Origin of the sequence: Arthrobacter sp. MYb23 (assembly GCF_002979775.1) — a bacterium.
Taxonomy (GTDB): Bacteria; Actinomycetota; Actinomycetes; order Actinomycetales; family Micrococcaceae; genus Arthrobacter.
The window spans coordinates 90,542-103,693 of the sequence record NZ_PCPR01000017.1 but is presented as its reverse complement, the minus strand read 5'-3'; the positions used below and the strand labels follow the sequence as shown (position 1 = coordinate 103,693).

10 protein-coding genes are annotated in these 13,152 nt (G+C 63.4%); 4 read left to right on the top strand and 6 right to left on the bottom strand.

The genetic code is table 11. From position 1 onward, the window contains the following. Window positions 1–20: 20 nt before the first annotated feature. From CQ020_RS16750 to CQ020_RS16730, 5 genes are read right to left on the bottom strand one after another with little or no spacing between them, the layout of a single operon-like run. Entirely contained in the window at window positions 21–956 is a 936-nt protein-coding gene (locus CQ020_RS16750) for a peptidoglycan bridge formation glycyltransferase FemA/FemB family protein (protein WP_105692878.1), read from the bottom strand. Between the two features lie 3 nt (window positions 957–959). Beyond that, window positions 960–2,210 (bottom strand): mannose-6-phosphate isomerase, class I, encoded by a 1,251-nt coding sequence (manA, locus tag CQ020_RS16745; protein WP_105692877.1) that lies wholly within the window; start codon window positions 2,208–2,210, stop codon window positions 960–962. Window positions 2,211–2,257: 47 nt separating this feature from the next. Then, window positions 2,258–3,880 (bottom strand): LCP family protein, encoded by a 1,623-nt coding sequence (locus tag CQ020_RS16740; RefSeq protein ID WP_105692895.1) that lies wholly within the window; start codon window positions 3,878–3,880, stop codon window positions 2,258–2,260. A gap of 14 nt (window positions 3,881–3,894) precedes the next feature. After that, entirely contained in the window at window positions 3,895–4,458 is a 564-nt protein-coding gene (gene purE, locus CQ020_RS16735; protein WP_105692876.1) for a 5-(carboxyamino)imidazole ribonucleotide mutase, read from the bottom strand. Further along, window positions 4,455–5,642 carry a 5-(carboxyamino)imidazole ribonucleotide synthase gene (locus CQ020_RS16730; RefSeq protein WP_105692875.1) on the bottom strand — a complete coding sequence of 396 codons (1,188 nt, stop codon included), beginning with the start codon at window positions 5,640–5,642 and terminating at the stop codon, window positions 4,455–4,457. Before CQ020_RS16730 ends, purE begins: the two co-directional genes overlap by 4 nt. Before the next feature lie 180 nt (window positions 5,643–5,822). Between CQ020_RS16730 and CQ020_RS16725 the strand changes: the two genes are divergently transcribed. Next, window positions 5,823–6,389 (top strand): GtrA family protein, encoded by a 567-nt coding sequence (locus CQ020_RS16725; protein WP_105692874.1) that lies wholly within the window; start codon window positions 5,823–5,825, stop codon window positions 6,387–6,389. A 2-nt stretch (window positions 6,390–6,391) separates the two neighbouring features. On the opposite strand, the gene CQ020_RS16720 is transcribed toward CQ020_RS16725, so the two are convergent. Beyond that, window positions 6,392–7,087 carry a TIGR03089 family protein gene (locus CQ020_RS16720; RefSeq protein ID WP_105692873.1) on the bottom strand — a complete coding sequence of 232 codons (696 nt, stop codon included), beginning with the start codon at window positions 7,085–7,087 and terminating at the stop codon, window positions 6,392–6,394. 377 nt (window positions 7,088–7,464) lie between these two features. Between CQ020_RS16720 and CQ020_RS16715 the strand changes: the two genes are divergently transcribed. Genes CQ020_RS16715 through CQ020_RS16705 form a run of 3 tightly spaced genes read left to right on the top strand, consistent with a single transcriptional unit; the run spans window position 7,465 to window position 13,104 of the window. Next, window positions 7,465–8,007: a WhiB family transcriptional regulator gene (locus CQ020_RS16715; RefSeq protein WP_014921116.1), complete on the top strand. Its 543-nt coding sequence runs from the start codon at window positions 7,465–7,467 to the stop codon at window positions 8,005–8,007. A gap of 11 nt (window positions 8,008–8,018) precedes the next feature. Then, window positions 8,019–11,444: a glycosyltransferase family 2 protein gene (locus CQ020_RS16710; RefSeq protein WP_105692872.1), complete on the top strand. Its 3,426-nt coding sequence runs from the start codon at window positions 8,019–8,021 to the stop codon at window positions 11,442–11,444. Beyond that, window positions 11,437–13,104, top strand: coding sequence for a DUF5719 family protein (locus tag CQ020_RS16705; RefSeq protein ID WP_105692871.1), 1,668 nt, complete (start codon window positions 11,437–11,439; stop codon window positions 13,102–13,104). The genes CQ020_RS16710 and CQ020_RS16705 overlap by 8 nt, the downstream gene beginning before the upstream one ends. The last annotated feature ends 48 nt before the right edge of the window (window positions 13,105–13,152 follow it).

The window sequence follows — 13,152 nt, the reverse complement described above, 5'->3', positions numbered from 1 at the left end:
GTTTGGGTGGTGGGGTGGGTTTAGCGGAGTTTGTCGCGGAGTTTTCTGGCCAGTTGGTAGGCGCCGTAGCGGAGCTTGTTCACCGGGAGGTCCCAGGTGCCGGGGTAGGAGACTTCGCGGCCGCCGAAGGACTTCTTGAAGGCCGTGAAGCCCGCCCATTTGTGGTCCGGCTGGTCCTCGGGAGCCACGCCCCAGAGGTCTACGTGCTTGAGGCCCTTCTCCTTGGCGTCGGCCATCAGGGTCACCAGGAGGGGGATGCCCGCGCTGAGTTTGCGATGGGTATCATCCAGGGCTGCGTGGGCGTACACGCGGGTGTCGGCAGAATCGTAGGCGAAGGCAGCGGCGATCGCTTCGCCCTCAAGCTCAGCGATGAACAGCGTTCCCGCGCCGTTGGGCAGCAACGAGGCGGCTACTTGCGTGAGGTACTCGTCGCTTTGGGGTTTGAAGCCGTTCCGGGCAGCCGTCAGGTGAAGGAAATGCAGGAGAATTTTGATGTCCGCCGGATCCTGGGACGCACGGAACGTCACGCCCTTCTTGTGGATGTTCCGGTAAAGGTTTCGGTTGGTCGGCTTCATGCCGGCCAGGACGTCCTTGAAATCCCCGTCAAGATCCACAATCCAGCTGAGCTCCGGCTGTTGGTTGACCGGCGCCGGGCGCAAGCCACGCGCGCGGAGGAGAGTGCCGGCGTCGAACGCTTCAAAGCCTGCTGCGGCAGGCTCCATCCGAACGAAGACCGCACGCTCCTTTTTGGCCAGCTCCACCAACGCCGCAGTGGCGGCGTCGAAAGCTTCCACGGACTCGGCCACGGGGCCGTAAGGAGCATAAATGACCTTGCCGGCAGGGTTCTTCTCCTCAATGGCAAGGAAGCTCCAGCCGGGTCCGGACTGCTCATGGACGCGGCGTCCCAAGGAACGCTGGACGGCCGCCCACGCGGGCGTTTGCAGGAAGAACTCCACGGATCAGTTCCCCCGGCCCGTGGTCACTGCGAAGGCAACACTGACGTCCGTGGCACCCTGCACGGGGTGAACATTGACGGGCGCTTCGATGTCCGGGATGAACGCGGCGGCGCCCCGCTCAAGTCGAAGGTCGCTTTTGGGGGAATCGAGCAATACCGAACCGGAGACCACCACGACGACGGCTGGCCCGGATTGTGCCAGGGGCACCGGCTCGGCGCCAGGGCCAAGCTCAATACGCTGGAGCTGGAATTCCTTGAACGGCGGGCGGTACAGTTCCTGCCCGAATTCCGTCCCGCTGAGCTGGACACGCGGCACTCCCAGGGCTTCGAAGCGCACGGTCCTGAGAAGCTCAGGAATGTCCAGGTGCTTGTTGGTGAGGCCGCCGCGCAACACGTTATCCGAGGAGGCCATGACTTCCACCCCCAAACCGTGGAGGTAGGCGTGGATGTTCCCGGCCGGCAGGTAAACAGCCTCGCCGGGCTCCAGGGACAGGTGGTTGAGAAGGAGCGAGATGAGGACGCCGGGATCGCCGGGGAAGGCCTCATTGATGTCCAGCATCGCAGCAAGCACCTCACGGTGCGGTTCCAATGGCGCGCCGGCGGAGAAGACGGCCACTACTTCGTTGATTGCGTCGGAAACCTCACTGCCGCCTTCGATCAGGCGGCTGAAAGCTGCTTTCAGGGCAGCGGATTCGTCGCGCACAGCAAGGTCCGAAATGACGTTGGTGATGACCGACGGAACAGTGACGGCAGCGGAATCAAGGACGCGGGCCAGGTGCTCGAAGACTGCTTTTGACCCCGCGGGTGGCCGGAAGCCACACATGGCCTTGAACGGAGTCAGGGCAAAGATCATCTCCGGTTTGTGGTTATCGTCCCGGTAATTGCGTTCTGCTGCATCCGCGGGGATGCCGGCAGCGTTCTCGCGGGCGAATCCCTCCCTCGCCTGATCCAGGCTCGGGTGAACCTGCAGGGACAGGGGCTGAGCGGCAGCCAGGAACTTGGTGAGGAACGGCAATCGTGGCCCGAACTCGGCGATGCTTTCCGAGCCCAAGCAGCGCACGGGATCCGCGGCAATCAAGGCGTCGAGCGGCTGAGTGACCCCGTTGGGGTGGACGGCTGTGGAGGGGGAGTCCGGGTGGGCTCCGATCCACATTTCGGCTTCGGGACCACCCGGTGCCGGCCGTCCCAGCAACTCGGCGATCGCCGTCGTCGAACCCCATGCATAGGGTCGCAAAACATTTTCAATCTGGTACACGAAAGAAAGTCCTTATCGTCGCGCTGAACGTGAGGGCGGAAGGCAGCTTAGAGCGGTGCGCACTGTCCGTTGGTGGCCACAAGGTCTCGGATGCCTTGCTCATCGCCTTGGGCCTTGAGGCCGTTCAGCAACTCGATGGTGATGGGAGTGCCGTCGGGTGTAGTGGTGACCGGGGTGAAGTCGGACGACGGCGACGGCAACTGACCCGCCGTTACGGACCCAGCCAGCGGACCGGCGGCCATGACGGCCCCGGCAGCTGCACCGTTATAGGAGACGACGGCGTCACTCGCCTTGGGAGTATTGGACGACGCCAGTGTTTCCTGGACCTTGGAGTGGATCAGGTCAAAGTCCGGCACTGTGGAGAAGGACGCGTCAAAGTCCGGCGGGCCGATAGTGAGGCGCTTGACCGGCTGGTTCTTGGACTTCAAGGCAAGATCCACGAAGCTGCCCAGCTGGTTGGAGGAAATGTTGGAGTCAACCACTTTGGTGCCGGCGTTGGCGATGTCCTCGAACTTTGTCAGGAGGGTGGCGGGGTCCAACTGCTTGAGCATGGCCTGCTGCACGCACTGCTGGCGCGCAATGCGGGCGTAGTCATCCACGAATTCGCGGGAACGTCCGTACCACAGGGCCTGGAAGCCATTAAGGTGCTGATCACCTGCCGGGATCCAGCCATCAGGCATGCCGTGGATTCCGTTGGCCTCGTCAGTGACCGGACCACTGATGGGTACCCAGCCTCCGGCTTTGATACCGATGCCACCCATGGCATCAATGAGTTTCGCGAAGCCGTCCATATCCACCAGGACATAAGCCTGGACGGTGATGCCCAAGGTGCCGGACACAGCTTCGAGCGTGGCCTGCGCACCAGGATCGGCAACTCCCGGGTAGAGATCCTGGTAGTTGTTGGTGACCTCGGTGTTGACGGCGTTGATGAGGCACTCGTCGCCGCAGTTGTAGCCGTCCGGGTAGATTTTGCGCATGGGCGAACCCTCGCTGAACTGCGCATTCTGAAGGTTGCGGGGGACGGAGATGATAGCGCTCTCGCCTGTTTTCGCATCGACGCTGATGACGGAGAGGCTGTCCGGACGGCGGCCGGTCCGATCATCTCCGGCGTCGCCGCCCATCATGAGGAAGTTGTACCGCCCGTCCACGGGATCTATGGCGGGACCGGCATTGAAGATGCTGCCGATCGCATTCCGGCTCACGTTCAGGACGTAAGCGAGATAGCCCAGGGATCCACTGCCGATGACCGTGCTTACTGCCAGGACGACGGCGATGATGGGGCGCATTCCCGGTGCCAGGAGTGCTGGCCTGATGATCCGCAGAGTATTGAGAAACAGGAAAGCCCAACCCAAGGCCAAGGCCACCAGGATCACAATGATGAACAAGGAGCCCACGGGGTGCGTGGCGAGGCTGAGCAGCAAGCTTCGATTCACCAGGGCGATGAACAGCGTGAGCAGGACGAGGGCCCACACCGTGATGGTGACGCGCAAAGCGATGCGGCCAAGTTTGCGGTCACCGGCAACGATTTGGGCGCTGCCGGGAACAAACAGAGTGAGGAGGACCAGCACAAAGGCGCGTTTGGTCCGCACCGGAGCGCTGGCGCCGGAGGGATAGCGGACGGGATCAGTCAAGGCGGCGCCGGGCTGACTCGGGGTCTTGTGCATGGTCATCATCCGCTGCCTTCCTAGCGGGGGCTCCGGGCGGAAGCGTTGGCGGGGGAGAAGACCTCTTCCACTTTGTGGCGCAGGTTTTCGCCCTTCTTGGTGGCGACGTCATTCAGTTCCTGGGCGAAGGTGAGGAGGTCCGCGCGGAGCTTGGCCGCGAGTTCATCGGCTCCCGAAGCCAGCATGCGAACAGCGAGGAGTCCTGCGTTGCGGGCACCGGCGATGGACACCGTGGCCACGGGAACACCGGCAGGCATCTGCACGATGGACAGGAGGGAGTCCATGCCGTCCAAGGTCTTGAGGGGAACCGGGACGCCGATGACCGGAAGGGGCGTCACCGAAGCCAGCATGCCGGGGAGGTGGGCTGCACCGCCGGCGCCGGCGATGATGACGCGCAGGCCACGTTCGTGTGCCGTCTGTCCGTACCGGATCATCTCGGTGGGCATGCGGTGGGCTGAGACAACGTCTGCCTCAAAAGGGATGCCGAACTCGGCCAAGGCGTCCGCCGCGGCCTCCATGACGGGCCAGTCGGAATCCGAGCCCATCACGAGCCCAACGAGCGGGGCTGTAGTTTCCGAAGTCATACGGTCTCCTCAAGAGTGGTCTGTTCCGGTTTGCGGCCGTCACGAATAATGTTGGCCACCGCGGTAGCGCGCTGGCGGACGGAGTCGACGTCGGAAACCGAGCTGCCAACGAGGTTCACGTGGCCGATCTTGCGGCCCGGGCGGACGGACTTGCCGTAGGAGTGCACCTTCGCTGCGGGCTCGAACGCCAAGGCCATGGGGAAGGCTTTGAAGAGATCCTGGTTGTCGCCGCCCAGGAAGTTCTTCATGACCACTACCGGGGCCAAGGCATCGGTAGCGCCCAACGGAAGGTCCAGGACGGCCCGCAGGTGCTGCTCGAACTGGCTGGTGATGGAGCCGTCTTGCGTCCAGTGACCGGTGTTGTGCGGGCGCATGGCAAGTTCGTTGATGAGGAAGCCCACTCCGACGCCGGGCGTTTCGAAGAGTTCTGCAGCCATGACCCCCGTGACGCCGAGTTCGTTGGCAATGCGGAGTGCCGCCTCTTCCGCGGCAGCAGCCACCTCAACGGAAATGTTCTGGGCGGGTGCGATCACTTCGTCGCAAACTCCGTCCACCTGGATGGTGTGCACAACGGGCCAGGCACGGGATTCGCCACTGGGACGGCGTGCCACAAGGGCCGAAAGTTCACGGCTGAAATCAACTTTGGCTTCGGCAAGCAGAGGGCTCATGGCCTGGAACCAGTCGGAAGTGTCCAGGGCGTCCTCCGGGGAGTCAACAATCCTGACTCCCTTGCCGTCATAGCCTCCGCGCGGCGTCTTCAAAACCACGGGCCAGCCGATCCTGTCGCCAAAGGCGACCAGTTCATCAACGGTGGTGACCGCTGACCACTCCGGGTTAGGGAGTCCAAGGCGATCAATGGCAGCACGCATCACCAGTTTGTCCTGGGCGTTAACCAAAGCATCGGGGCCCGGCTGGACGTTGACTCCGGCATCCAGGAGGGCTTGCAGGTGTTTCGTGGGGACGTGTTCGTGATCGAACGTCATGACGTCCAGGCCCTTGGAGAACTCCAGAAGAGCGTCCAAGTCCTTATAGTCGCCAATAGGTGCAGTGGCCACTGCAGCCACGGCAGAAACGTCCTCACCCTCGGCCAAAACGCGGAGTTCGAAGCCCAGGGCGGTAGCGGGCGGAGCCATCATTCGTGCGAGTTGGCCGCCGCCAACTACGCCAATTACTGGAAAAGTCACAAGGTTCAGCCTACCGAACCGGCGGCGGGATCACTGATTCTGCCGCCTCCGGGGACGGTTTTCCGTGGCGCGAAGGGCCGGTATCGGGCTTCTCACAGCCCCCTCAAAGGCAGCGCAAGGAAATCGGCGCTAAAATGGGGTTGGCCCATCGGCCCACTTTTTCAACGGCCATGGAGGGTCATGATCACCACACTTGCAGATCGCATCCGCGGACTTGCCTCACTTTTTTGGCGTGAGGTAGCAAAGTTCGGCGCCGTCGGCGGTGTTGCTTTTGTCATTGACTCGGCGGTTTTCATCTGGCTGTTTTCCGGTCCGATGCACGGCAGCGAAGTGTGGGCGAAGGCCATCGCAACCATTGTTGCGAGTATTTTCTCCTGGGTTGCAAACCGCTTCTGGACGTTCAGGCATCGCAAGCAGGCCAATGTTGTTCGCGAGGCCGTGCTGTTTGCCGTCATGAACCTTGTAGGGCTCCTGATTGCGTCCGGCTGCGTGTGGTTCGCCAAGTACGTCCTGGACCTCAATGACAAGCCGTCACTGTTCATCGCCGGCAGCGTTGTTGGCCTCATCCTGGGTACTATCTTCCGTTTCTTCGCCTACCGCTTCTGGGTGTTCAACGAAGAGCTGGACGCCGAACCCGAGTTCTCGCATGACCACGAGATCATCGAGCTTCACCACAAGTCCAAGAGCGGTTCCGAAACAGGCGCGAACCCGGCAACCGGCGAATTTCCCTCAGTAAAAAACCTCTGACGCTACGAACGGCTGACGCGCTCGTTCTCGAGAAGGTGCTCCGTCACAGCCAGCTCTGGATGTACTAAGACAACGGAGCCATCTTCGTTCCAAGCGCCCAATGAAGCTGCGAGGCATGACTCCAGTCCGTCGGCCGCGCGGACCAGCAGGCGGACGCCTGGCTCCTGGGCGGCTGCAAAACCGTCAAGGAGATCCCCGTGGGGGAGGCCCGTGGTTCCACGGACGGCGGGCAAGTCCGCCTCTGGTTCGTTGTGGGACATGAAGACGTCGCCGTGCGAACGGACTTCAGCCGCGTAATCCACGACGCCGGATGGCAGCTCTCCCGGCCATCGCATTGCAAGTGCCGCGAGCGGTACGGCGACCACCGCATCGAAGCCGGCCCCCGCGCCGTCGTCGGGCTTGTCTGTTGCCAGGAGATCCGCGGAGGTGGCGTCGAAGACCACCTCCATACCCAGTTGCCATGCAGCCAGGGCCCAGACGAAGGACTTCCAGTGCGCCGGGAGGTCCAATCTGATGGACATGCCGGGTTCGGCGTCAAGTTCGTCCTGCAGCAGATTGCTTGTTTTGGCCACCCAGTTGTCCAGTACGCGGCCTGAAAGCTCCACCCGCTCGGAGTCGGGTCCATACCAGGTGAGTCGAGGTGACGTTGAATGGCCGGATCGAAGGGCGGTCATCAGGTTCGCTGCCGGGATGCTCATGCGTCAATCTTGCCACGCTGGTTCCGCGGCGTCCTTGGCCTTTGTGCCGTGATTGTGAAATGCAACACACCCCGATTTCTCCAGTCGTTGGGGTGCCAGCGGCTGCAGCGCCAATTTTCCGCGGAAATTCAATGAAAGTTAACCTGAAGCGATCCGCCGCTTCCATTTCCCGCAAGGACACGCGGCGGCACGGCCAAAAAGTTGGGCGTGGCGCATCCCACGTTTCTACAAATTCTTGATTATTATCCCGGCGCAGCTTGACTGCCGGGTAGTTACACGCGTGTAATTAGTAATCAACGCCGCTGCACAGATAACCGGAACGTCACCGGGAATCGGAAACACATCCAAGCAGCAGCTGCAAAATCAGGAGGGACGCCATGGGGCAAGCGTTGCGTATCCAGGAAGATGCAGTCGTCGCAGAACATGCGTCGGTGAAATACCGTTCGCGGGAAGTACCGGGGGATTGGTACGTTGACCCGGCGGACCCGGAAGCGGCAGACCGATACAACCAGAATGTGCAGCAATCTTTGGAGGATCAGGCTACCGCCCTCCTCGCCGCACATGAGGCCTTGATTGGTGACCTGCCCGCTGGGCCGGACGAAGATTTGGACGACCCTCCCATGGAGCTGCGTCGTCCCCTTGAAACGCCGGGGCAGCCCGTGTGGATCGGCCTTCCCCAGGGAGACTTCGATGACGAAGGCGAACTCGGCTGGCAGACTGACGCGCTGTGCGCACAGACCGATCCTGAAGCTTTCTTCCCTGAAAAGGGTGGGTCAACGAGGGACGCCAAGAAGGTCTGCGGGGCGTGCAACGTCCGCTCGCAGTGCTTGGAATATGCACTCGCCAATGATGAGCGGTTCGGGATATGGGGCGGGCTCTCCGAGCGGGAGCGTCGCCGGCTAAGGAAGCGAGCAGTCTAATTCTCAAGGAAGTGCATGTTACCGCCGTCGTGGTTGCCCACGACGGCGGCAACTATCTGCCCAGGACATTGGCGGCATTGTCGGACCAGACGCGTTCGGTAGATGCCGCCATTGGCGTTGATACAGGTTCCACGGATAACTCGCTTGAATTGCTCAGCGAGGCCCTCGGCCAGAACAATGTGACCTCGTTCCACCATGCGAAGTCGGGTTTCGGGGCAGCCGTCCACGCCGGTCTGGAAGAGCTCGCTCCTTCAGGAGGTGCCGCACACGATGCTGTGGGCAGTTCGGCACGCGATGCCGCGCCGGCCAACAGTGGCGCGAAGGACTCTTCCGTCGAATGGATCTGGCTCTTGCATGACGACGCCGCGCCGGCGCCTGATGCGCTGGCGGAACTTCTCCATGCGGTTGAACGCGCGCCCTCTGTCACGGTGGCGGGATGCAAGCAGCTTGGTTGGGACAACAAGCGGCACCTGGTGGACGTGGGACTGTCGACGAGCCGCTGGGCTGAACGCCTTACGCTGATCGACGCCGATGAAGTGGATCAAGGGCAATACGATGCCCGGACCGACACCTTCGCCGTGAACTCCGCAGGAATGCTGATCCGACGCGACGTCTGGGAACTTCTGCAAGGTTTTGACCCCGCTCTTCCGGGCAGTGGCGATGACGTGGATTTCTGCTGGCGAAACTGGCTCGCGGGCAATCGCGTGGTCATCGTCCCCAGTGCCCGGATGTTCCATGTGGAACACCGCCCGCATGGTCTGGGGACGTCTTCCGCCGCACGAAAAGCCCAGATCCACCTGCGGCTCAAGCACACCCCTTGGTGGAATGTACCCTTCCAAGCGGTAGGCGCCTTGTTCGGGGCCGTGGTCCGACTAGTGCTGAGTATCCTGGTCAAAGAACCGGGATATGGCCTCTCGCAGTTCACTGCCACCATCGCTGCCCTTGTCCGGCCCGTCGCCATTGCCAAGGGCCGCCGCGTCGCGGCGAGGACACGCCGCGTGCACCGCTCGGTGGTCCGTGGACTGCAGACGCCCACCCGCGAGGTACGTGCCAACAGGCGCTCGTTGCTGGAAGCGATCCGTCCCGCCGATGACACCCAAGGTTTCTCCGATCTTCTGGCTCCGGAACCCAGCGGGGATGCTGCCGATGACTTCACCGCACTGGTCACCAATGAACGTGGCTGGGTGGGCACAGGCGCGGTGGCAGCCGCACTGGTGGCCCTCGCAGCAGCTCTCGTAGGGCTCCTGGGGCTGCTCCGCTCAGGCACGGTTGCCGGTGGGGGGCTCCTGCCGTTGTCGGCCTCGCCAGGAGATGTTTGGGCCAACGCGTCTGCTTGGTGGATCTCCTTGGGTGCTGGCCTGCCCGGGCACGGCGATCCGTTTGGCTATGTGCTGTGGCTGCTCTCACTCTTTGGGGGCGGGGACGGCAACGCTGCGATGGTGTGGCTGCTGATCCTTGCCATGCCGTTGTCCGCTCTGGGGGCGTGGTTCGCATCCGGTGCGCTTACTACCAAACGCCGTTTCCGGCTTGCTGCCGCCCTGGCATGGTCCGCTGCTCCCGCGCTCCTTATCGCTATCAACGAGGGCCGTGCCGGCGCCGTGGTGGCCCACGTCATGATGCCACTGTTGCTTCTGGCGCTCTTGCGCGCCTCCGGATCCGCCGTAGCCCAGGGCCCGGCGTTGGCGGGCAGGCAGCTCAGCCGTCGTCCTGTACTGATCATCGGAAAGCCCGGCATCAACGGAACGCCATCGTGGACTGCCGCAGCCGCTGCAGGCCTGGCGATGGCCGTGGTCACAGCCTCTGCGCCGTCGTTGTTGGGGCCGGTGGTCGTTGCGGTGGTCCTGGCCGCGGTGGTCCTCGGGCATCGGGGCAAAACACTCTGGTGGTCGCTCCTGCCAACCGTCGCCTTGTTCCTGCCCTATGGAATATCCGTGCTGGACCGGCCGCGCTCATTGCTCGCCGATCCTGGATTGCCACTGACGTTCGAGGCAGCTCCGTTGTGGCAGCAGCTTCTCGGCCAACCGCTGGCTTTCAATATCGACGGCGGTGTGACCGGTTTGGCGGTCTTCGGTCCTGGCCCTGTGCCGTGGGCTCTGCTGCTGGCTCTACTGGTCATTGCGCCGGTCCTGATCCTCGCTGTTGCCGCTTTGTTCCTGCCTGGAAAACGCGCTGCGCTGGCCCGGGTGTTCTGGTTGGTTGCTTTGGCTACGCTGGCGAGCGGTTGGTTGGTGGGCCACGTGGCCACCGGGGTCAACAACAACGTGATTGTTGGCCCTTTTACCGGCCCTGCCGTATCGGCGTCGGGCATATTGCTCCTGGGCGCTGCCGTTCTTGGCGCTGAGAAGCTCTTCGCTGCACCTCGAAAGGCACCGAAGGTTTCCCGCCGTCAGCTCCCACTCCGCCGCGTTGCCTCGGCTGTTGCCATGGCGCTCCTGGTTGCAGGTCCACTTGCGGGCATGGCTGCCTGGGCCGCCCAAAATGTCCTCCAGCCCACGCCCACTGCTGGATCGGGTGCGGCATCCCGGACTGCCGAACAGACGTCTTCCCTTGGCACCCGCCGCCAGATTTGGCCGGTAGAGACGGGCACGTTGCCTGCTACTGCCGTGGACCGTGGACAGGGACCTGAGCGCACGCGAACACTGGTCATCACCAGCGGCGAGCAGGGCGCCTTCTCCTCATCACTGATGCGCGGAGCCGGTACCACGTTGGACAGCTTGTCCACCATTGCCTCTGCACGGACCATCATCGGCGCACCGGGACGTGAGGAAATCGCTGACGATGACGCTGCCACGGCGTCCCTGCGCCGGGCTGTTGCCACCATCGTGGCGGGCACGGGCGTGGACCCTCGCGCAGACCTTGAACAGCTTGGTGCAGGATTCATCGTCCTCAAGGCAGAGGACAACGCAGCCCAACTGACGGCCAGCAGGATGGACGCCGTCCCGGGACTCGTGGCTGTAGGCCAGACCGACGCCGGGTGGCTGTGGCGGGTGACGCCTCGGAACCAGGAGGCCGCTACTGCCGCCGACACCGCACACCGGGTACGCATCGTGGACTCCCAAGGCACTCTCCTGAGTACGCTGCCATCCGAAGAAGTGTCCGTGGACGCCACTGTGCCACCAGCCACTACCGGGGCAGCGGGGGACAACGTCCGGAAGATTGTCCTCGCCGAACGCGCCGATCCCGGCTGGACCGCCTGGCTGGATGGCCGCCAATTGCAGTCCACAACATCCGGTTGGTCGCAGGCCTTCGAGCTGCCGGCCAGCGGGGGTGACCTTGAAATCCGCTATACCAACCCCTGGGCCCTGTGGTTCGGAATACTGCAGGCAGTGGTGATTGGATTAACGGTTCTGTTGGCCGTGCCCATGCCCGCACGCCGCAGCCGAACCGGCATGTCGAGGGACGAAGTCTCCCTCCGTAAGGAGTACAGCAGTGTCTGAGGACCAAAAGAACGAGTCCGGCGAAAGCACTGGCGCCCCCGAGCCAAAGAAGCCCCGGAGTTCCGGCAGCCGCAGCTCGAGCAGCCGCAGCTCCAATAAAGGGGTCATCACCGGCGTCCTCTCGGCCGTGGTTATCCTTGCGGCAGGCGGTGGGGCGGTGGCCGCGACGTCCATGGTGCCCGAACCCTCCGGGGGGACCACCACGGACATCCGCCAGGCCGACGTGCCTGCGGGCCGTGCCTTGGGTGTCTGTCCCGAACCCGCGAGGCTTGTCAACGGAACCGTAGTAGGCACGGATGCTGACTTCAGTCCTGTGTCCACCACGGCCAGCAGTGCCCTGAACGCCGTGGTGCTGAGCAACCCGGCCGGAACGGTGCCAGGGAGCAATGTGGCATCCCTCGGTGGCAACACGGTGGCCCGGATTGCAGATTCCCCCACGAGCACGCCTACGCCCACCGTGGGTCCGCCTGTACTGGCAGCCGGCGTCGCGTCCATCAGCCCTGTCACATCGCCCACTGTGGTGGGCGCCGAGGCCGTTGGAAACGAGCAAGCGTCCTTGGCTGGCAACCTGAGCTACTCAGCCACGGACGGTGATCTCCGGGGCCTGGCGTCCACGCAGTGCCAGCCACCGGGAAATGACGCCTGGCTGTTGGGCGCAAACACTGCCGTTGGCCGAACTGCTGTCCTTAACGTGAGCAATGCCTCCGAGACCCCTGCCACGGTCAACCTCGAATTGTATGGATACGCCGGTCAGATCCAGGCACCGGGGGCTCGTGGTCTCCTGGTAGCTCCCGGAACCACCCGTTCAGTGAACCTGGCCGGACTCGCGCCTGGTGAATCGCAACTTGCCGTGCACGTGCGCAGTACAGGCGGCCCGGTTGCAGCCACCATCCAACAGAGCGTGTTGCGTGGGATCGCTCCAGGTGGCGTCGAGTACCTCTCGCCGGGCGCCGGGCCATCGAACCTGCAAGTGATGTCCGGCGTCGACATTCAGGACCCGGCGGGAGTCAAAGCCCTGGCCGCCAAGTCAGGTTTTGCGGATGCCGTGCCGGCCCTTCAGATTGCCGTCCCCGGTTCCACGGACGCCGTGGTTCAAGTCAGCCTTTATGGTGCCAACGGGGAACGCAAGATTCCCAACGGGGGAGTGCTGACGGTCAAAGGCGGGACCGTGGCCACCCTCAACCTTGATGGCGTTCCAGCCGGCAGCTACACCGTCAGAGCCAGCTCGGACGTATCCTTTCTGGCATCGTCGAGGGTAACCCGCGGCGCCAAAGCGGAGGATGCAACGGACTTTGCCTGGTCGCCGTCGTCGGCCCGCCTCGGCAGCCAGCACCTGGTGGCCATACCCCGGGAAGGCCAGAGGTCTTTGAGCTTCGGTGTCCCTGAAGGGCGTGGCACGGTCAGCTACGCTCCGGTCACTGCCGACGGAAAAGTGGGCAAAGCCGTTGACGTGGACCTTTCCGGCGGGACAACCTCCATGATTGAGCTACCGGAGAAGTCCGGAGGCTCGGTAGTGGCGGGCTACGTGGTTTCTGCTTCGGGTGACCCCGTGTACGGCGCGCTGGTGCTTGGAAAGCAAGGCCGCACAGATGTTTCCGTCGTGGCAATTCAGGATGCGGCCGCGGGGCTGCAGAAGGTCCCTGTCTCGGTTGGCTACTAGCCGCACGCTCAACGCCTCAGCAGCATCCGCAGGAGCCGGCCGACTGCC